This window comes from Streptomyces sp. NPDC006140 (genome assembly GCF_040628815.1).
Classification (GTDB): Bacteria; Actinomycetota; Actinomycetes; order Streptomycetales; family Streptomycetaceae; genus Streptomyces.
In genome coordinates, this window is the sequence record NZ_JBEXTS010000013.1 from 57,325 (window position 1) to 77,628 (window position 20,304).

A 20,304-nucleotide genomic window follows, 5' to 3' on the forward strand; every position below is an offset into this window, starting at 1 on the left:
TCCGCTCGATGTCTCGGGCCGATGTGTCGAGCTGATGTATCGACTCGATACATCACGACGATAGAACGGCCTTCCGCATGCGACAAGAGGGGGTGCGGTGAACGGGGTCACATCACCGATTCATCAGACGCGAGTTGCCTGATTTGAGGTGAACTTTGGGGCTCAGGTGGTTTTGGCGGTGCGTAGTCTGTGCGCCATGCACATCACCGGGAACCACGTGACGTCTGAGGGCGTCGTCGTCTTCGGTGTAGTACGGGTGCATGCGGGACCGATGAATGCGGAGCCGACCGCATCCGTACTTCGGGGGGACCGGAAACCAGCCGCCGTTTCCAGGCGCGCAAGGGTGCGCCTGCCCGAGGAGTAGTCGTTCGATGAGCGAGCACCGTCGCAAACCGCCGCAGCCGCAGGGAGGCGGACGTGCCGCGGCCCGACGCGGCCAGCCCGGCTCGTCCTCCGGCCGCCGCGCGGCACCGCGAGGCGCCACCGAGTCTCCGTCCGACTCCTATGGGTCGGGTTCCTACGGCTCGGGGGGGGAGGAGCGTCCGTACGGCGGCCGTGCCGAGGCCCGGCGTGCGGCGCAGAGAAGCGGGGGCGGCCGTCGCAGAGCCGCCGAGCCGGCTCGTGGTGGCCGTCGTGCCGCTCCCGGCGGTCCGGCCGGACCCGGGCGGGGCCGAGGGCGCGCGGCCGTCTCCGACAAGAAACGGCTGATCGACTATCCGCGGGCCGGCAAGTACGGCTGGCAGCGCTGGATGCCCTCCTGGAAGCTCGTCTCCGGCCTGTGCATCGGGTTCATCGGCAGCCTGGTGGCCGTGGCGGGCATCGGATACGCCATGGTGGGCGTCCCCAACGAGGAGAACGCCGCGGCCCTGTCGCAGAACAACGTCTACTACTGGTCCAACGGCCAGCAGATGGTGGCGACGGGCAGCGGCCAGAACCGGCAGAACATCGGGATCGAGCGGATCCCCGAGGCCATGCAGTGGGCGGTCATCTCGGCCGAGAACAAGACCTTCTACCAGGACTCGGGCGTCGACCCCATGGGCATCGCCCGGGCGCTGGCGAACATGGCCCGGGGCGGGGACACGCAGGGTGGCTCGACGATCACCCAGCAGTTCGTCAAGAACACCTACCTGAGCCAGGAACAGACGATCACCCGTAAGTTCAAGGAGATGTTCATCTCCATCAAGGTGGGCACGAAGCTCTCCAAGAAGGAGATCCTCCAGGGCTACCTGAACACCTCGTACTACGGACGTGGTGCCTACGGCCTCCAGGCCGCCGCCCAGACTTACTACGGCAAGGACGCGGACGACCTCACGCCGAGTGAGTGCGCCTTCCTCGCCGCGCTGCTCAAGGGCCCGACGTACTACGACCCCGCGGGCAACGAGAGCCTCGACCCGTCGGCGAACGCCAAGGACAACCGCAAGCGGTCCGAGGAGCGCTGGGGCTGGATCCTCCAGCAGATGCACAACGACAAGAAGCTCACGGACGCCCAGTACCAGGAAGCGATCAAGGACTACCCCATGCCGCAGGGCCGCAAGGCCACCAAGGGCATGAGCGGCCAGATCAGCTACCTGGTGGACACCGCCAAGAAGTACGTCCTGAACCACTCCAACATCACGGAGCAGCAGTTCGACCAGGGCGGCTACCAGATCAAGACGACCTTCGAGAAGAGCAAGGTCGAGGCGCTGGCCAGGGCCGTCAAAAAGGTCGAGAAGGAGAAGCTCGACCCGGAGAAGCGTGAGCTGGACAAGCACGTCCAGTTCGGCGCGGCGTCGGTGAAGCCCAAGGACGGCGCGATCGTCGCCCTCTACGGTGGTGCGGGCTACGAGAAGGGCCACTTCAACAACAACGCGGACACCTCGGGTGTCCCCGTCGGTTCGACGTGGAAGCCGTTCGTGCTCGCCGCGGCCATGGAGCACGGCACCTATCGGAGCAACGGGCCCCTCTCGCCGCTGAGCAAGTACAACGGCAACGACCACCTCAAGGTCCGGAACAACGACGGCTCCTACGTCCTGAAGAAGGACAACACGCCCTTCTACCAGGAGAACGAGAGCGACCACCCCTGGGGCTACATCACCCTGCGCAAGGCGATGGAGCAGTCCGTCAACACGCCGTTCGTGCAGCTCGGCATGGACGTGGGGATGAGGAACGTGCGGGACGTGGCCGAGAAGGCCGGCATCCTGGACGCCAGCTTCGCCACGCTCAACCCGTCGTTCGCGCTCGGTACCTCGACCCCCAGCGCGATCCGCATGGCGGACGCCTACGCGACGTTCGCCGCCGCTGGCAAGCAGGCAGCCCCGTACTCGGTGACCAGCGTCAAGTTCAACGGGGAGGAAGTCGCCGGCTTCAAGAAGCCCAGGATCACCCAGGCGATGCCGGAAAACGTGGCGAACAACGTCACGGACGTCCTGGAGAACGTCATCCAGAACGGTACGGGTAAGAACGCGCTGTCCCTGGGCCGTACGGCGGCCGGCAAGACCGGTACGACGGACGAGAACAAGTCGGCCTGGTTCGTCGGCTACACCAAGCAGCTGTCGACCTCGGTCGCGATGTTCCGCGAGGACCCCAAGAGCGCCAAGCTGCTCTCCATGAACGGCACCGCAGGCGAGGAGTCCATCCACGGTGGTGACGTCCCGACGCTGGTGTGGACCGAGTACATGAAGGCCGCGCTCGATGGCGAGCCCGACCTCGGCTTCCCGGAGGCCGAGAAGATCGGCGAGATTCAGGACGCGGTGGGTGCCCCGTCGCCGACTCCGACGCCCAGTGAGCAGCCCAGCGAGACGCCGTCCGAGTCGCCGAGCGCCACGCCCAGCGAGAGCCCGACGCTCCCGTCGCCCTCGCCGAGCGACACCTGTGGCTTCTTCGGCTGCGAGAACGACAGCGGCGGCCAGAACGGCGGCGCGGACAGTGGAGGCACGGACGGAGGAGTGACTCCCGAGCCGACACCGACCGACACGAATCTGGACGGTGGCAATACCAGAGGCAATGGCAACGGAGGCTTCTTCGGAGGCCCTGCCGGATAGCCGATCGATCGCCCGGCTTGGGTGTTTCACGTGAAACGTCAGGCTGTTTCACGTGAAACGAGGGCCGCCGCACCCACTCGGGTGCGGCGGCCCTCGGCGTATTGCTGGACACGTACGGCAGGATGTGCGGCATGCCCAGTGCAGAATCGACGCGAGCGAGCGTTCATGAGCCGGAGCCGGTGCGGCCGACCAAGGAGGACGAGGTCGCCGCGGTCGGCAGCGAGCTGATCGGCGGCCCGCTCGGTCGGCGTGCCCTGCTCGGGTCGTCCTGGTGGACTCCGGTGCGAGTGATCGCGCTGGTGGCGATCGGCATGTTCGCCCTCGGCCTCGTCCAGAAGGCGCCCTGCTACAACGGCGCCTGGTTCTTCGGTGCGAGCTCCCAGTACACGCACGCCTGCTACTCGGACATCCCGCACCTCTACCAGGGGCGTGGTTTCGCCGACGGACTCGTGCCGTACTTCGACCGGCTCCCCGGCGACATGCAGTACCTGGAGTATCCGGTGCTGACCGGTGTCTTCATGGAGGTCGCCTCCTGGCTCACGCCCGGCAGCGGCACCATCCAGTACCAGGAGCAGTGGTACTGGATGGTCAACGCCGGGATGCTCATGGTGTGCGCGTCGGTCATCGCCGTCTGCGTGACCCGTACCCATGCCCGGCGTCCCTGGGACGGCCTGCTGGTCGCCCTGGCGCCCGCCGCCGCGCTGACGGCCACCATCAACTGGGACCTGCTGGCGGTCGCTCTGACGGCCGCGGCGATGCTGATGTGGTCGCGGGGCCGTTCCCTGGCCTTCGGTGTCCTGCTGGGGCTCGCCACGGCGGCCAAACTCTATCCCTTCCTGCTCCTCGGGCCGTTGCTGGTGCTGTGCTGGCGCGCGGGCAAGTGGCGGGAGTTCGCCAAGGCCCTGGGCGGGGGGATCGCCGCCTGGGTCGTCGTGAACGGGCCGGTGATGCTCTTCGCGTTCGAGGGCTGGTCGAAGTTCTACACGTTCAGCCAGGAACGGGGCGTCGACTTCGGCTCCTTCTGGCTGATCATGGCCCAGAACTCCGACAACCCGCTCAGCACCGAGACCGTCAACACGCTCGCCACGCTGCTGATGCTGGTGTGCTGCGCGGGTGTGGCGGCCCTCGCACTGACCGCACCGCGCCGGCCGCGGTTCGCCCAGCTCGCCTTCCTGATCGTCGCGGCGTTCATCCTCACCAACAAGGTCTACTCGCCGCAGTACGTGCTGTGGCTGGTGCCGCTGGCCGCGCTCGCCCGGCCGAAGTGGCGGGACTACCTGATCTGGCAGGCGTGCGAGGTGGCGTACTTCCTGGGGATCTGGATGTACCTCGCGTACACCACCAGCGGAGACGCCCACAAGGGCCTGCCCACCGACGGCTACCACTGGGCCATCGGCATGCATCTGCTGGGAACGCTGTACCTGTGCGTCATGGTCGTGCGGGACATCTTCATGCCGGAGCGGGACCCGGTGCGGAGGGCCGGCGACGACGACCCCTCGGGTGGGGTGCTCGACGGTGCGGAGGACGTCTTCGTCCTCGGCCCCGCGGCCCGGCCCCGGAAGCACGAGGACGCCCGGTTCGACGGGCCGTCGGTCGAGTGGGGCAGACAGGGCGCCCCGGGCGGTTCACTCTGAGCGAACGGCCCGGAAGCCGACTGAAGCCAGAAGGCCGTACACGGAAGCCCGTGTACGGCCTTCGGCCTGTGCGCTGAACCGCTTCGGTCAGCGGTCCACGATCCGGTCGAACTGCGTGGTGGTGTGCCGCAGATGGGCCACCAGCTCCTCGCCCACCTTCGGCTCCGGCGCGTCCGCGGGCACGAACAGGATCGAGACCTGCATGTGCGGCGGCTCGGCGAACCAGCGCTGCTTGCCGCCCCAGACGAACGGAGAAAGGTTCCGGTTCACCGTCGCGAGGCCGGCGCGTGCGACGCCCTTGGCGCGCGGCATGACGCCGTGCAACGCCTTGGGGGCCTCCAGGCCCACCCCGTGGGACGTGCCGCCCGCCACGACCACCAGGAAGCCGTCCGAGGCGGCCTTCTGCTGCCGGTAGCCGAAGCGGTCGCCCTTGGCGACGCGCGTGACGTCCAGGACCGCGCCACGGTATTCGGTGGCCTCGTGGTCCCCCAGCCACAGCCGCGTGCCGATGCGGGCGCGGAAGCGGGTCTGCGGGAACTGCTGCTGGAGCCGGGCGAGATCCTCCGCCTTGAGGTGGCTGACGAACATGGTGTGCAGGGGAAGCCGGGCCGCACGCAGCCGGTCCATCCAGCCGATGACCTCCTCGACGGCGTCCGAGCCGTCGGTGCGGTCCAGCGGCAGGTGGATGGCGAAGCCCTCCAGGCGGACGTTCTCGATCGCGGCGTGCAGCTGGGGCAGGTCCTGCTCGCTGATGCCGTGGCGCTTCATCGAGGACATCACCTCGATCACCACGCGGGCGCCGACCAGGCCGTAGACACCGTCTATCGACGAGACGGAGCGGATCACCCGGTCCGGCAGCGGCACCGGCTCCTCGCCGCGCCGGTACGGCGTCAGCACCAGCAGGTCACCGCCGAACCAGTCCTTGATCCGGGCGGCCTCGTACGTCGTGCCGACGGCGAGGACGTCCGAGCCCAGCCGTGTGGCCTCCTCCGCCAGCCGCTCGTGCCCGAAGCCGTAGCCGTTGCCCTTGCAGACCGGCACGAGGCCCGGGAACTGCTCCTGCACGTGCTTGTGGTGCGCCCGCCAGCGCGCGGTGTCGACGTAGAGCGTGAGCGCCATGGCCGGACCTGGAACCTTTCTCGTGGTTGCCGTGAATCAGCGGTTGCCGTCTGTCGGCGGCTGCCGTGTGTCAGGGGTATAGAAGCACTGAACGGGACATCAGCGACGCGACATGTAGATGTCGAGCGCCTTGTGCAGCAGCTTGTTCAGCGGGAAGTCCCACTCACCGAGGTATTCGGCCGCCTGACCACCGGTGCCCACCTTGAACTGGATCAGGCCGAAGAGGTGGTCGGTCTCGTCCAGCGAGTCGGAGATGCCGCGCAGGTCGTAGACGGTGGCACCGAGCGCGTATGCGTCGCGCAGCATCCGCCACTGCATGGCGTTCGAGGGCCGGACCTCGCGGCCGATGTTGTCGGAGGCGCCGTAGGAGTACCAGACGTGCCCGCCGACGATCAGCATCGTCGCCGCCGACAGGTTCACGCCGTTGTGCCGGGCGAAGTACAGCCGCATGCGGTTGGGGTCCTCGGTGTTGAGGGCCGTCCACATGCGCTGGAAGTACGACAGCGGGCGCGGCCGGAAGTGGTCGCGCACGGCCGTGATCTCGTACAGCCGCTGCCATTCCTCGAGGTCCTGGTAACCGCCCTGGACGACCTCGACGCCGGCCTTCTCGGCCTTCTTGATGTTGCGGCGCCACAGCTGGTTGAAGTTCTTGTGGACCTCTTCCAGGGAACGGTTCGCCAGCGGCACCTGGTAGACGTAGCGGGGCTGGACGTCGCCGAAGCCGGCTCCGCCGTCCTCGCCCTGCTGCCAGCCCATGCGGCGCAGCTTGTCGGCGACCTCGAAGGCGCGCGGCTCGATGTGGTCGGCCTCGATGTCGCGCAGGCGCTTCACGTCCGGGTTCTGGATGCCCGCCTTGATGGAGGCGGCCTCCCAGCGGCGGATGATCACCGGCGGGCCCATCTTCACCGAGAAGGCGCCCTGCTGCTTCAGGTGCGCCAGCATCGGCTCGATCCACTCCTGCAGATTCGGCGCGAACCAGTTGATGACCGGGCCCTCGGGCAGGTAGGCGAGGTAGCGCTTGATCTTGGGCAGCTGCCGGTAGAGGACCAGACCGACACCGACCAGCTCGCCGGTGCGGTCGTCGAACCAGCCGAGGTTCTCGGAGCGCCACTCCGCCTTGACGTCAGCCCAGGCCGGGACCTGCATGTGGCTCGCCGACGGCAGGCTCTGGATGTAAGCCAGATGCTGCTCTCGACTGATGGTCCTCAGGGTCAGGCTCATTCGGGGCGCTCCTCGGGCTGGTGTGTCCCCATGGGTTCAGGGGCTCCGGCTCTCGCGCGAAGCCTACTGCGCCTTGGGAGCGCGCCGGTTGGGCGTACGGCACCTTCGCCACGGCCTCGGCGGCCGTGGCGTCACCCGGTGTTCGGAAAGGAGTGTCCCTGGCGTCAGTCGATGAGCCCGCCGAAGAGGCCGCCGTGCGCCATGCCCAGGAAGAACCCGACACCCGCCGCGCCCAGCCCCAGGATCAGGCCGAACCGCTCACGGGTCGTCTCCGAGATCCACTGGCCGTACGCGCCGGTGAGAATGCCCACCAGACCGGTCCAGGAGCTGAGCAGGTGCAGGTCGTCGTCGACCAGTGCCGTGATGAACGACGTGATGCCCAGCACCAGGGTCACCGCGAGCAGGGTGTCCTGGAGGGGGTGGGGCTTTCCGTCCGTGGCGAAGAGGCCGCCGGCGGTGTTGGGTCGCAATGCCTGTGCCATAGGGCACCTCCTGCGAAAGTCGGCGCATCGTAGCGCCATACACACCCGATGTGTACAGATTGGCTGCCCTCGCGACCGGATTTCAACCGCAAGCCGCTGTGCGGGTACTCTGTACCGTCCGCACCGGTGTCTGCCCATGTCACGGCAGGGCTTCTCCACAGAACCCCTGATTGTCAGTGGTGGCCGATACCGTTGCCTACGCATCACAACCCTCCTGCCACGGAACGACCGTGGCCGCTGAGTCCAAAGGAGGTGGGTTCCACATGCGTCACTACGAGGTGATGGTCATCCTCGACCCCGACGTCGAGGAGCGCGCTGTCTCCCCGCTGATCGAGAACTTCCTCTCTGTCGTCCGTGACGGCGGCGGAAAGGTCGAGAAGGTCGACACCTGGGGCCGTCGTCGTCTCGCGTACGAGATCAAGAAGAAGCCCGAGGGCATCTACTCGGTCATCGACCTGCAGGCCGAGCCTGCGGTCGTCAAGGAGCTCGACCGCCAGATGAACCTGAACGAGTCGGTCCTCCGGACCAAGGTCCTCCGTCCCGAGATGCACTGAGCTTCCACGCTCAGCTGATCCCGGGATTCGAGTAGCAAGCAGCCAGAGCAAACCCGCCGAGAGGTTCCCCCATGGCAGGCGAGACCGTCATCACGGTGGTCGGCAATCTTGTCGACGACCCCGAGCTGCGCTTCACCCCCTCCGGTGCGGCCGTCGCGAAGTTCCGTGTCGCGTCCACTCCCCGCACCTTCGACCGCCAGACGAACGAGTGGAAGGACGGCGAGAGCCTGTTCCTGACCTGCTCGGTCTGGCGTCAGGCGGCGGAGAACGTCGCCGAGTCGCTCCAGCGAGGCATGCGCGTCATCGTGCAGGGCCGGCTGAAGCAGCGGTCCTACGAGGACCGTGAGGGTGTCAAGCGCACGGTCTACGAGCTGGACGTCGAGGAAGTCGGCGCCAGCCTGCGCAACGCCACGGCCAAGGTCACCAAGACCAGCGGCCGCGGTGGCCAGGGCGGCTACGGCGGCGGTGGCGGTGGCGGCCAGGGTGGCAGTGGCTGGGGCGGCGGCCCCGGTGGCGGCCAGCAGGGCGGCGGAGCTCCCGCCGACGATCCGTGGGCGACCGGCGCTCCCGCCGGTGGCAACCAGGGCGGTGGCGGCGGCTGGGGTGGAAACTCCGGCGGCGGTGGCGGCGGCTACTCGGACGAGCCCCCCTTCTAAGGGCGGGTTCGCACCCACACTTCTTGATCACACAGGAGAAACACCATGGCGAAGCCGCCTGTGCGCAAGCCGAAGAAGAAGGTCTGCGCTTTCTGCAAGGACAAGGTCACGTACGTGGACTACAAGGACACGAACATGCTGCGGAAGTTCATTTCCGACCGCGGCAAGATCCGTGCCCGCCGCGTGACCGGCAACTGCACGCAGCACCAGCGTGACGTCGCCACGGCCGTCAAGAACAGCCGTGAGATGGCGCTGCTGCCCTACACGTCCACCGCGCGATAAGGGAAGGGTGACCGACTCATGAAGATCATCCTCACCCACGAGGTCTCCGGCCTCGGCGCCGCGGGCGACGTCGTCGACGTCAAGGACGGTTACGCTCGCAACTACCTGATCCCGCGGAAGTTCGCGATCCGCTGGACCAAGGGTGGCGAGAAGGACGTCGAGCAGATCCGTCGTGCTCGCAAGATCCACGAGATCCAGACCATCGAGCAGGCCAACCAGGTGAAGGCCCAGCTCGAGGGCGTCAAGGTCCGTCTGGCTGTCCGCTCCGGCGACGCCGGTCGTCTCTTCGGTTCCGTCACCCCCGCCGACATCGCTTCCGCGATCAAGGCTTCCGGTGGCCCCGAGGTCGACAAGCGCCGCATCGAGCTGGGCTCGCCGATCAAGACGCTGGGCGCTCACGAGACGTCCGTGCGTCTGCACCCCGAGGTTGCCGCCAAGGTCAACATCGAGGTCGTCGCGGCCTGAGTGCTGCGCTCGCTGAAGCAGTGAGCGGTGGGGTCGTTCCCTTCGGGGGACGGCCCCATCGTCATGTGCGCCGACGGGCTCCGCTCGTTCACGGTGGGCTCGTGTTTTCGTTCACGGTGGGCTCCTGTTTCACGTGAAACCATCGATGTTTCACGTGAAACGGTCAGCGGGTCGCGCCCGTCACGATCCAGCCTCCCGAGCGGGTGCGGAGCCACAGGGTCAGCATCCGCACTGTCATCATCAGCGTCATGGTGGCCCACAGCGCGGTGAGCCCACCGCCCAGTACCGGCACCAGCAGAGCTGCCGGAGTGAACACCGCGAGAGTGACCAGCATCGCCCAGGCCAGATAGGGACCGTCGCCGGCGCCCATCAGGACGCCGTCCAGCACGAAGACGATGCCGGAGATCGGCTGGGAGAGGGCGACGATGACCAGGGCGGGCAGCGCCACGTCCTTGACCGCCGGGTCGCTGCTGAACAGGGGCAGGAACACCGGGCGGGTGATGACCACCAGGACGCCGAGGACAACCCCGACGGCGATGCCCCACTCGACCATGCGACGGCAGGCGTCGCGGGCGCCCTGGGCGTCACCGGCTCCGAGGTAGCGGCCGATGATGGCCTGGCCGGCGATGGCGATGGCGTCGAGAGCGAATGCGAGCAGGCTCCACAGGGACAGGATGATCTGGTGGGCGGCGATGTCGGCGTCCCCGAGCCGGGCGGCGACCGCCGTGGCGATCATCAAAATCGCCCTCAGGGAGAGGGTCCGCACCAGCAAGGGCACACCCGCCTGAGCCGAGGCCCTGATCCCGGCGGCGTCCGGACGCAGGGAGGCGCCGTGCTTGCGGGCGCCCCGGAGGACCACGACGAGATAGACCGCGGCCATGCCGCACTGCGCGATGACCGTGCCCCAGGCGGAGCCGGCGATTCCCAGGTCGGCGCCGTAGACGAGCCCCGCGTTGAGGGCGCCGTTCGCGACGAAACCGGCGATGGCGACGTAGAGCGGGGTCTTGGTGTCCTGAAGGCCCCGCAGGACACCGGTCGCGGCGAGGACGACGAGCATGGCGGGGATGCCGAGGACGGAGATGCGCAGGTAGGTGGTGGCATACGGGGCTGCTGCCTCCGATGCTCCGAAGAGGCTCACGAGGTGGGGCGCCGTGGGCAGGGCGACGGCGACGACGGCGGCGCCGAGCAGGAGGGCCAGCCAGATGCCGTCCATGCCCTGCCGGATGGCGGCCTGGAGGTCACCCGCGCCGACCCGGCGGGCGACCGCTGCCGTGGTGGCGTAGGCGAGGAAGACGAAGACGCTGACGGCGGTCATCAGCAAGGCCGAGGCGACGCCGAGACCGGCGAGCTGGGCCGTGCCCAGATGGCCCACGATGGCGGTGTCGGCCATGAGGAAGAGGGGCTCGGCGACGAGGGCGCCGAACGCCGGGACGGCCAGTGCGACGATCTCTCTGTCGTGCTGTCTCCGGCCGGCTCGGCGGCGCGCGGGGGCCTGTGTCATGTGCACCAATCTAATCGTCCACAGGTAAGAGATGCCAGGCTTTTGTGACCCTTACTTTCCGTCCAGCGGCACGCACTCCTGTGCACCATTCGAAGTGATCTTGGCCCGGTTGGGGAAGTTTTTCTTCTGCACAGCCGGTGGACGGTAAAGGTGCAGGTCAGAGGGGTCTGTTCAAGGCGGGCCGGTGCTTGTTCACAGGCCTGTCCACCGGGTCGTGCACAGGTTTCGCGGAGTTCTCCACAACATCTGGGCCGTCGTCCACATGGCCTGTGGATAACCAGATTGGCTGACGGTGCCGACAGGCCTACGGTGGTCCGGCGCCCGCTCCGTCCGCCGGTTTTCAAAACACCACAAAACCGGCGTCCGTCAAACGGAGTTGGGCCTCTCATTTGTCAGTGCCGTGCCGTAGAAAAGAGGCACGGCGAGGTCTGCTGCGGCGGACGGGAGGAGGTGGCTCGGTGAGCATTTCCGAGCCCTTGGACGACCCGTGGGCCGACAGCGGTCCCAGTGATCGTCTGCCCGCCTCCCGCCGCCGTGGTGACGGATCCCGGGGCCGCGACGAGCAGCACGAACGCGGCGTTGACAACGGAGTGTGGGACGGCGGCTCAAGCCCGTCGTTCGAGCGGGTGCCGCCACAGGACATCGAGGCCGAGCAGTCCGTCCTCGGCGGCATGCTCCTGTCCAAGGACGCCATCGCCGACGTCGTCGAGATCCTCAAGGGCCACGACTTCTACAAGCCGGCCCACGAGACGATCTACCAGGCCGTCCTCGACGTCTACGCCAAGGGCGAGCCGGCCGACCCCATCACGATCGCGGCCGAGCTCACCAAGCGCGGCGAGATCAACAAGGTCGGCGGTGCCTCGTACCTGCACACGCTCGTCCAGACGGTTCCGACGGCGGCCAACGCCGCCTACTACGCGGAGATCGTCCACGAGCGGGCCGTCCTGCGCCGCCTGGTCGAAGCCGGTACGCGCATCACACAGATGGGATACGCGGCCGACGACGACGTCGACGAGATCGTCAACCGCGCCCAGGCAGAGGTCTACGCGGTCACCGAGCAGCGGACCAGCGAGGACTACCTGCCGCTCGGCGACATCATGGAGGGCGCGCTCGACGAGATCGAGGCGATCGGCTCACGCAGCGGCGAGATGACCGGTGTGCCCACGGGGTTCACGGACTTCGACTCGCTCACCAACGGGCTGCACCCGGGCCAGATGATCGTCATCGCCGCGCGTCCCGCCATGGGCAAGTCCACGCTCGCGCTGGACTTCGCGCGGGCCGCCTCGATCAAGAACAACCTGCCGAGCGTGATCTTCTCCCTGGAAATGGGGCGCAACGAGATCGCGATGCGTCTGCTCTCCGCCGAAGCCCGGGTGGCCCTGCACCACATGCGGTCCGGCACGATGACGGACGAGGACTGGACGCGCCTGGCCCGGCGTATGCCCGACGTCTCGGCGGCGCCGCTCTACATCGACGACTCCCCGAACCTGTCGATGATGGAGATCCGCGCCAAGTGCCGCCGCCTCAAGCAGCGCAACGACCTCAGGCTGGTCGTCATCGACTACCTCCAGCTGATGCAGTCGGGCGGTTCCAAGCGGGCCGAGAGCCGGCAGCAGGAGGTCTCGGACATGTCCCGCAACCTCAAGCTGCTGGCCAAGGAGCTGGAGATCCCGGTCATCGCGCTCTCCCAGCTGAACCGTGGCCCCGAGCAGCGCACGGACAAGAAGCCGATGGTCTCCGACCTGCGTGAGTCCGGTTCCATCGAGCAGGACGCCGACATGGTCATCCTGCTGCACCGTGAGGACGCCTACGAGAAGGAGTCGCCCCGCGCGGGCGAGGCCGACCTGATCGTGGCCAAGCACCGAAACGGCCCGACGGCGACGATCACGGTCGCCTTCCAGGGCCACTACTCGCGTTTCGTCGACATGGCGCAGACCTGACAGCAGCACATGTGCTCGACGCGGAGACGCCGGGCCGGGTGGACTGGGATCCATGACATCTCAGGCAGAGCTGCTCCCCGGCACGCGTCGCGCACTGCTGCACCGGATCGCCGTCGCGCAGGCCGAAGGGCGGGCGCCCTCACTCGTCGCGGCCGTCGTGCGGGACGGGAAAGCGGTGTGGACAGGTGCGCGGACCTCGGTGGAAGGTCATGCGCCGGACGAGAACGTGCAGTACCGGATCGGCTCCATCACCAAGACCTTCACGGCGATTCTCGTCCTGCGGCTGCGCGACGAGGGCGCCCTGGACCTCGCGGATCCGCTGGAGAAGCACCTGCCGGACACCGGCGTGGGGGAGGTGACCGTCGCCGAACTGCTCGCGCACACCGGAGGGCTCGCGGCCGAGACCCCGGGGCCGTGGTGGGAGCGGAGCCCCGGATCCCTGCGGCCCGAGATCGCCGACGTGCTGGGCGAGCGGCCCTCGCTGTCCCCTCCCGGCCGTCGGTTCCACTACTCGAACCCGGGTTACGCGCTGCTCGGCGCGCTGGTCGAGAAGCTGCGCGGCGACTCATGGGAGGAGATCCTTCGGCGCGAAGTGCTCGAACCCCTGGAGCTGCACCGCACGAGCGTGCGGCCGCAGGCGCCGTATGCGAGTGGCTGGGCCGTGCATCCCTGGGCCGATGTGATGCTGCACGAGCCCACCGAGGATCTGGGACGGATGGCCCCGGCCGGTCAACTCTGGTCCACCACCGGTGACTTGGCTCGGTTCGCTGCCTTCCTGGTCAAGGGTGACGAGCGGGTGCTGAGCCCGGAGTCGCTGCTGGAGATGAGGACACCGGCAGCGCCCCACGAAGCGTCGGACGTGGCGAGCGGCTACGCCTACTGCCTGGGCATGGAGATCCGGCGGCGGGGCGGACGGTCCCTCGTCGGCCACACCGGCTCGCTGCCCGGCTTCCTCGCCTGCCTCATGATCAGTGTCGAGGACGACGTGGCGGCGATCGTCCTGGCCAACTGCACCTCCGGCCCGCTGTTGTTCCCCGTCGCCTCCGACCTGGTCCGTATCGTCGCCGAGGCGGAACCGCGCATCCCCACGGCGTGGAAACCGCTGCGCGCTGTCGACCCGTCCGTGCTGGAGCTGACGGGCCAGTGGTACTGGGGGACGCATGCTTTCGCGCTGCGCCTCACGGCCGACGGACTCCTCTCGCTGGGGCCGCTGTCCGGCAGTGGCCGTGGTTCGCGGTTCCGTCCGAACGGCGACGGCACCTGGACCGGACTGGAGGGCTACTACGCCGGCGAGCTCCTGGAGGCCGTACGGCGGCCGGACGGGGCCGTGAGCCACCTGGACCTCGGGTCCTTCGTGTTCACGCGTCAGCCGTACGACGAAGGGGCTCCTGTGCCGGGCGGGGTCGATCCCGAGGGTTGGCGTGGGATCGGCTAGGCGGTGACTTGAAGGGGCGGCCTGTTTCACGTGAAACAGGCCGCCCCTTCAAGTCGGTCACAACGAGAGCTTGAAGCCCGTGTGGGAGGCTGTGAAGCCGAGCCGTTCGTAGAAGCGGTGGGCGTCGGTGCGCGTCTTGTCGGAGGTCAGCTGGACCAACTGGCAGCCTTGGTCGCGGGATTCCGCGATCGCCCACTCGATGAGCTGTGTCCCGAGGCCGCTGCCGCGCTCGTCGGCGTGGATCCGTACGCCTTCGATGATCGACCGGGTCGCACCGCGTCGGGACAGCCCGGGGATGACCGTGAGCTGGAGCGTGCCGACCACGCGGCCCCCGCGTACCGCCACGACCAGGTGCTGGTTCGGGTCGGCGCTGAGCCGCTCCAGCGCGGTCAGATAGGGGGCGAGGTCGTCGGGTGACTCGCGCTGCGCGCCCAGGGGGTCGTCGGCGAGCATGCCCACGATCGCCGGGACGTCGTCGGCGACAGCGGCGCGTATCTCAAGATCTCCCATGGACGCACCCTACGCAGAGCCGGCCCGTGCCGGGGCCTGTCAGGCGGGCACCGGGGCCTTCAGCGTCTCCACGACTCGGACCAGCGGGGCCAGATCCGGGTTCTTCGCTGCCTCGTCGAGGGCCTCGCGCAAAGCGGCGTCATTGGTCGGTCGCGCCGCCTCCAGCAGCTCGAGGCCGGCCTCGGTGACGTTCGTGTAGATGCCCCGGCGGTCGGTGGGACACAGATAGCGCTCCAGGAGCCCGCGGTCCTCGAGCCGGGTCACCAGGCGCGTGGTCGCGCTCTGGCTGAGGACGACCGCGTCGGCGACCTGCTTCATCTGCAGATGGCCTCCGTCGCCGTCGTGCTGCCGGCTGAGCACGTCCAGCAGGGAGTACTCGCGCGCACTGAGGTCGTGCTTCGCCTGCAGGGCGCGCTCGATGTGGGTCTCGATCCTCCCGTGCAGCAGGGAGAGAGCGCACCAGCCCTGGGCGAGGGCGGTGAGCGCGGGGTCCGTCGCTGTCATTGGGGTTTCCTCCGTCCCGGAGCGGCTGACACCCAGGATAGAGCAGCCCTGCAATAGTAGGCGGTTGCATATAGCCCGCGCTTGCAACTATTGTGAACGCACGCAAAGCGCTCCTGCAATCTTCTGGGAAGGTAACCCCTCCATGCCTCTCGCGCTTCTGGCCCTCGCGATCGGGGCCTTCGGGATCGGAACGACAGAGTTCGTGATCATGGGCTTGCTGCCCGAGGTCGCGGGCGACTACGGGGTCTCCATCCCCACGGCCGGATACCTGGTCACCGGCTACGCGCTCGGTGTCATGTTCGGTGCCCCGCTGATGACCGTTCTCGGCACCAAGGTCTCCCGCAAGCGGATGCTGATGCTGCTGATGGGCCTGTTCATCGCCGGCAACCTGCTCTCGGCACTCGCCCCGGCCTTCGCCGTGATGCTGATCGGCCGGATCGTCGCCTCCCTGGCCCACGGCGCCTTCTTCGGCATCGGCTCGGTCGTCGCCGCCGACCTGGTCGCCCCGGACAAGAAGGCCGGAGCCATCGCGATGATGTTCACCGGGCTGACCGTGGCCAACGTCGTCGGCGTCCCGCTGGGCACGCTCGTCGGCCAGTCCGTCGGCTGGCGGGTGACCTTCGGCATCGTCGCCGCCCTCGGCGTCATCGGCCTGATCGGCATCGCCCGGCTCGTCCCCGACATGCCCAAGCCGGAGGGCGTGCGCCTGCGGCACGAGCTGGCCGCCTTCAAGAACGTGCAGGTGCTGCTCGCGATGGCGATGACCGTCCTCGGCTTCGGCGGTGTCTTCGCGGCCATCACCTACATCGCGCCGATGATGACCCACGTCGCCGGTTTCGCCGACGGATCCGTCACCTGGCTGCTGGTCCTCTTCGGCCTCGGCATGGTCGGCGGCAACCTCGTCGGCGGCAAGTTCGCCGACCGCGCCCTGATGCCCATGCTGTACGTCTCCCTGGGCGCCCTGGCCGTTGTGCTGGCCCTGTTCACGCTGACCGCGCACGACAAGGTCCTGTCGGCCGTCACGATCGCGCTCATCGGTGCCCTGGGCTTCGCCAGCGTGCCGCCGCTCCAGAAGCGGGTCCTCGACCAGGCGCACGGCGCCCCGACCCTGGCCTCCGCCGTGAACATCGGCGCCTTCAACCTCGGCAACGCCCTGTCCGCCTGGCTCGGCGGGCTCGTGATCGCGGCGGGACTCGGTTACACCGCCCCCAACTGGGTCGGTGCCGCCCTGGCCGCGGGAGCCCTGCTCCTGGCCCTCCTCTCCGCCGCTCTGGAGCGCCGCGCCGGTGCGCCCAGCACCGTCGTCGCGGGCTCCGCGCCCGCCGGGCAGCGCACCGCCGTCCACCACTGACCAACCGGGCCCCCGGAGTCACAGCCTCCAGGTCCGCACCGACGCCACCCCGCAAGTCATCCAGGAGATGTCCATGAGCACCACCACCGCAGTCGCCCCGCTGACCAGCCAGGACGCCGATGTCCTCGTCACCGCGGCCCGTCGGGCAGCAGAGGCCGCAGGAGTCACCGTCAGCGTCACGGTCCTGGACGCGGGCGGGCACCTGCTCGCCTTCCGGCGGGACGACCGCGCCGTGCTGATCTCCGGCGAGACCAGCACCCGCAAGGCCTACACGGCGCTCCAGCTGGACACGCCCACCGCTGACCTCGTCGACGCCGTGCAGCCGGGAGGCCTCTTCCACACGCTGCCCACCGCGCTCGACCGGCCGCTGCTGTTCATCGCCGGCGGTGTGCCGGTACACCGCGACGGCCGGCTGATCGGCGCGATCGGTGTCGGCGGCGGTGCCCCGGAGCAGGACCACGCCTTCGCCACGGCTGCCGTGGAGGCCCTCGCCTGAACTGGCCCCTGCAGCGAGACGACGCCGGTTCCCCATCCTCTGGGGAGCCGGCGTCGTCGTGTCGGAGCCCTTCAGCCCGCCGCGACCGTCACCGGTGCGAACCGCCGGCTCCAGTCGCCGGGCAGCTCGGTGATCCCGTACGCCATCACCGAGTTGAAGGCGACGGGCGCCAGGCCACGCTCCTTCACCCACGCGAGCAGCTCCTCGTGCCGCACATCGATGTCGGTGCGCAGCGGGCGGTCGGTGTGGGCGGCGAGGGAGGCGATGAGTGCCTGGGCCACCGACGTGTCACGTGCGATGAGCGGACCCACCACGTGGGTCTCCATGTTGGGCCAGGCGGCCGCGTACCCGACGATCCGCCCGCGCTCCTCCGCCACGCGCAACTGGTCGGCGAAGGCGGGCAGCCGGGTGATGATGTGCGTGCGGTCGGTTCCGAAGGCCTGCTCGTCGAGCCGGAGGATCGCGGAGAGGTCCTCGGCGGTCGCGGCCCGGGTGGCGACCTTCGGCTCCGGACCGCCGGGAGTGAAGCGGCCGGACACCATCTCGGCCCGACCGACGACCTTGAAGCCGAGCTCCTCGTAGAGGGGGCGGCCGTTCGGTGTCGCGTGCAGGGTGAGCGGTGTGGCGCCCATCGCGGAGACGACTTGGCGCATCAGCCGGCGCCCGACCCCCTGCCGAGCGTGCCGTTCCGCCACGAGGACCATGCCGATCGCCGCGAAGGCAGGGTGCTCCTGAGGCCCGTACTCGGTGACGATGCAGGCGCTGACGAGACCGCCGTCAGGGTCGTCGATGCCGTAGCCCTTTCCGGCTGTGAGGAGGAAGCCCCACTTGTGCTCCTCCCGTGGCCACCCCCGGTCCTCGGACAAGTCGGCGCAGGCGGCGAGATCGCGGAGCGTCAGACGGCGGATGGGCAGAGAGGCAAGGGAAGGAGTCGACACGCAGGTCAGGCTGTCCGACCGGGGCCCCTGCCGTCCACCTGTTTCGGCGGAGACATACGAGCTTTTGGCCAGTTGTCGCCGCCCGCACAGCACGTGGACAGGTGCTGGTTGTTTCACGTGAAACACGTAAGAACAGCCGATGTCCGATCGAGACGAGGAACCAGTGGGTCTTGTCCAGTAGTTGACGGAACTGACGATGCGCGTCGTGCCCGCATTCGTGATGAGGGAAGGGGGGACTTGTGTGCGCGGCGGTGGCCGGTAGGGTCGACTCCGGTTCGCGTCAGGGGTGAGGTGACCCGCCCGAGCGGGCCGAGTGCAGGGCAAGGCAGCCTACGGGACGGAGAGATCGAAGACCCGCGTTTCCGGTTATGCGACTGAGCCGTCCGGGCGAGTGGGAAGCTCGGTGAGAGTACTGCGGTCAATGTCACACTCTCCCCTACTTGTCCGTACGCAGCCGAAATACGGGTTAAATGTGGCGGCATTGGCCACGACACAGGACGGGAACGCAGTAGTCCGTCCACGGGGGAAAGCAGGCACCTTCCGACCGGGGAAGTGCGCAGACCGACCGAAAGATGCTCGAGGCGAGGCACACCATGGACGCTCCGACCACCACGTCGGCCGACAACGGCACTTCTGGCGGCGGGGGCGGCTGGTTCACGCCCCGCAAGAAGCCGACGCCGGGCAGCGAGCCCGGTGCGGCAGAGGGGCGTCGACCGGCGGCGATACGCCCGGTGGGCAGGCCCGCCCCTGACCCGGCAGCGCCGGCGGACGGCACAGCCGCGCCGTCCGACTCGACGACCGGCAGCGCGAGCACCGGGCCCGAGCAGGAGGGCGAGACCCCGGACGCGATACCCACGCCGACCCCCGTGGCCGCACCGCCTGCCCCCTCTCCTGCGGGCTCGAGAGCCGCCGCGGCGTCATCGCCGCGCCCCGCGCCCACGGCGTTCGTCCCGGCTCCGGAGCCCTTCGCCGCCACCGCCGCTCCCCCCTCGAATGCCGCGGCCGAGCCTCGTGTTCCCGCCCAGCGGCCCGCGCCGGCCTCGGCCCCCGGGCCTGCCGCCTCCGGCCCGGCCGAGGAAGCGTCCCCGGACGCCGTCCTCGTCCGGCGTGCCATGGCCGAGGTCGCGCCCGTGGCCGACAAGGTCACGTCGTACTTCTACGCCCTGCTCTTCGTGCGCCACCCCGACCTGCGGCCGCTGTTCCCGGCCGCGATGGACACCCAGCGGGACCGGCTGCTCAGAGCGCTGCTCACCGCTGCCGAGCACATCGACAACACCGATGTCCTCGTCGACTACCTGCAGAACTTGGGCCGGGGCCACCGGAAGTACGGAACGCGGGCCGAGCACTACCCGGCCGTCGGCGAATGCCTCATCGGCGCGCTGAGCAAGTACGCCGCCGGCGTGTGGAACGAGGAGATGGAGGCGGCCTGGGTCCGGACCTACACCACCATCTCCCAGATCATGATCGACGCGGCGGCCGCGGACGAACTGCGGGCCCCGGCCTGGTGGTACGCCGAGGTCGTCACGCACGACCTCCGCACCCCGGACGTCGCGGTCGTCACCGTCCGGCCCGACCAGCCGTACCCCTTCCTCGCCGGGCAGTACACGAGCCTGGAGACACCCTGGTGGCCGCGCATCTGGCGGCACTACTCCTTCGCCTCGGCGCCCCGCTCGGACGGGCTGCTGTCGTTCCACGTGAAGGCCGTGCCGGCCGGCTGGGTCTCCAACGCCCTGGTGCACCGCGCCCGCCCCGGTGACATCATCCGGCTCGGCCCGCCCGCCGGGTCCATGACCGTGGACCACACCACCGACAGCGGCCTGCTCTGCCTGGGCGGCGGCACCGGCATAGCGCCCATCAAGGCACTGGTCGAGGACGTCGCCGAGCACGGCGAACGCCGGCCGGTCGAGGTCTTCTACGGCGCCCGCACGGACCACGACCTGTACGACATCGACACCATGCTCCGCCTCCAGCAGAGCCACCCCTGGCTCTCCGTCCGCGCGATCATCGACCAGCAGGCGCACCAGCAGTTGCCGGACGCGATACGCGCCTACGGTCCGTGGAACGAGTACGACGCCTACCTCTCGGGCCCGCCCGGGATGATCCGCAGCGGTGTGGACGCCCTCAGGGACATCGGCATCCCGTCGGACCGCATACGGCACGACTCGGTGGAGGAACTGGTCGCGGCCGGGCCCTGAC

18 protein-coding genes are annotated in these 20,304 nt (G+C 68.9%); 11 read left to right on the forward strand and 7 right to left on the reverse strand.

All coding sequences use genetic code 11. The features are described from left to right. Positions 1-371 precede the first annotated feature (371 nt). Positions 372-3,020 (forward strand): transglycosylase domain-containing protein, encoded by a 2,649-nt coding sequence (locus tag ABZ386_RS29790; protein ID WP_351340525.1) that lies wholly within the window; start codon positions 372-374, stop codon positions 3,018-3,020. Between the two features lie 122 nt (positions 3,021-3,142). Next, entirely contained in the window at positions 3,143-4,654 is a 1,512-nt protein-coding gene (locus tag ABZ386_RS29795) for a glycosyltransferase 87 family protein (RefSeq protein WP_358966834.1), read from the forward strand. A gap of 87 nt (positions 4,655-4,741) precedes the next feature. Here ABZ386_RS29795 and ABZ386_RS29800 read toward each other — a convergent pair whose 3' ends face one another. The 3 genes from ABZ386_RS29800 to ABZ386_RS29810 form a co-directional block, all read right to left on the reverse strand. Next, positions 4,742-5,773 carry an alanine racemase gene (locus ABZ386_RS29800; RefSeq protein ID WP_351340528.1) on the reverse strand — a complete coding sequence of 344 codons (1,032 nt, stop codon included), beginning with the start codon at positions 5,771-5,773 and terminating at the stop codon, positions 4,742-4,744. A gap of 99 nt (positions 5,774-5,872) precedes the next feature. Beyond that, positions 5,873-6,994, reverse strand: coding sequence for a peptidoglycan bridge formation glycyltransferase FemX (femX, locus tag ABZ386_RS29805; RefSeq protein ID WP_114254107.1), 1,122 nt, complete (start codon positions 6,992-6,994; stop codon positions 5,873-5,875). Positions 6,995-7,158: 164 nt separating this feature from the next. Continuing rightward, complete coding sequence (locus ABZ386_RS29810) at positions 7,159-7,476, reverse strand: hypothetical protein (protein ID WP_114254106.1); 318 nt, start codon at positions 7,474-7,476, stop codon at positions 7,159-7,161. 263 nt (positions 7,477-7,739) lie between these two features. Here ABZ386_RS29810 and rpsF point away from each other — a divergent pair, with 263 nt between their 5' ends. The 4 genes from rpsF to rplI all read left to right on the forward strand — a co-directional run bounded on the left by rpsF (position 7,740) and on the right by rplI (position 9,433). Next, positions 7,740-8,030, forward strand: a complete 291-nt coding sequence (rpsF, locus tag ABZ386_RS29815) for a 30S ribosomal protein S6 (protein WP_030237450.1) — start codon at positions 7,740-7,742, stop codon at positions 8,028-8,030. 71 nt (positions 8,031-8,101) lie between these two features. Next, complete coding sequence (locus ABZ386_RS29820; RefSeq protein WP_356506470.1) at positions 8,102-8,686, forward strand: single-stranded DNA-binding protein; 585 nt, start codon at positions 8,102-8,104, stop codon at positions 8,684-8,686. 45 nt (positions 8,687-8,731) lie between these two features. Continuing rightward, on the forward strand, positions 8,732-8,968 hold the full coding sequence (gene rpsR / locus ABZ386_RS29825; protein WP_003949403.1) for a 30S ribosomal protein S18: 237 nt from the start codon (positions 8,732-8,734) through the stop codon (positions 8,966-8,968). 18 nt (positions 8,969-8,986) lie between these two features. Next, positions 8,987-9,433: a 50S ribosomal protein L9 gene (gene rplI / locus ABZ386_RS29830; RefSeq protein WP_010032778.1), complete on the forward strand. Its 447-nt coding sequence runs from the start codon at positions 8,987-8,989 to the stop codon at positions 9,431-9,433. A 163-nt stretch (positions 9,434-9,596) separates the two neighbouring features. Here the strand turns inward: rplI and ABZ386_RS29835 are convergent, their stop codons facing one another. Then, positions 9,597-10,934 (reverse strand): MATE family efflux transporter, encoded by a 1,338-nt coding sequence (locus tag ABZ386_RS29835; protein WP_358966655.1) that lies wholly within the window; start codon positions 10,932-10,934, stop codon positions 9,597-9,599. A 458-nt stretch (positions 10,935-11,392) separates the two neighbouring features. Here ABZ386_RS29835 and dnaB point away from each other — a divergent pair, with 458 nt between their 5' ends. Together dnaB and ABZ386_RS29845 are read left to right on the forward strand one after the other, a co-directional pair. Further along, positions 11,393-12,874, forward strand: coding sequence for a replicative DNA helicase (gene dnaB / locus ABZ386_RS29840; protein WP_351340539.1), 1,482 nt, complete (start codon positions 11,393-11,395; stop codon positions 12,872-12,874). 52 nt (positions 12,875-12,926) lie between these two features. Continuing rightward, on the forward strand, positions 12,927-14,309 hold the full coding sequence (locus tag ABZ386_RS29845; RefSeq protein ID WP_358966658.1) for a serine hydrolase domain-containing protein: 1,383 nt from the start codon (positions 12,927-12,929) through the stop codon (positions 14,307-14,309). A 57-nt stretch (positions 14,310-14,366) separates the two neighbouring features. On the opposite strand, the gene ABZ386_RS29850 is transcribed toward ABZ386_RS29845, so the two are convergent. Together ABZ386_RS29850 and ABZ386_RS29855 are read right to left on the reverse strand one after the other, a co-directional pair. Beyond that, positions 14,367-14,819, reverse strand: coding sequence for a GNAT family N-acetyltransferase (locus ABZ386_RS29850; RefSeq protein ID WP_351340545.1), 453 nt, complete (start codon positions 14,817-14,819; stop codon positions 14,367-14,369). Between the two features lie 39 nt (positions 14,820-14,858). Then, positions 14,859-15,323, reverse strand: coding sequence for a MarR family transcriptional regulator (locus ABZ386_RS29855; protein WP_114254100.1), 465 nt, complete (start codon positions 15,321-15,323; stop codon positions 14,859-14,861). Positions 15,324-15,465: 142 nt separating this feature from the next. Here ABZ386_RS29855 and ABZ386_RS29860 point away from each other — a divergent pair, with 142 nt between their 5' ends. Then, entirely contained in the window at positions 15,466-16,674 is a 1,209-nt protein-coding gene (locus ABZ386_RS29860; protein WP_351340548.1) for an MFS transporter, read from the forward strand. Between the two features lie 73 nt (positions 16,675-16,747). After that, positions 16,748-17,170, forward strand: coding sequence for a heme-binding protein (locus ABZ386_RS29865; RefSeq protein ID WP_351340551.1), 423 nt, complete (start codon positions 16,748-16,750; stop codon positions 17,168-17,170). Positions 17,171-17,241: 71 nt separating this feature from the next. Here ABZ386_RS29865 and ABZ386_RS29870 read toward each other — a convergent pair whose 3' ends face one another. After that, positions 17,242-18,108, reverse strand: a complete 867-nt coding sequence (locus tag ABZ386_RS29870; RefSeq protein WP_351340554.1) for a GNAT family N-acetyltransferase — start codon at positions 18,106-18,108, stop codon at positions 17,242-17,244. Positions 18,109-18,701: 593 nt separating this feature from the next. On the opposite strand from ABZ386_RS29870, the gene ABZ386_RS29875 reads away from it, so the two are divergent. Further along, on the forward strand, positions 18,702-20,303 hold the full coding sequence (locus ABZ386_RS29875; RefSeq protein WP_356506472.1) for a globin domain-containing protein: 1,602 nt from the start codon (positions 18,702-18,704) through the stop codon (positions 20,301-20,303). Position 20,304 lies beyond the last annotated feature (1 nt).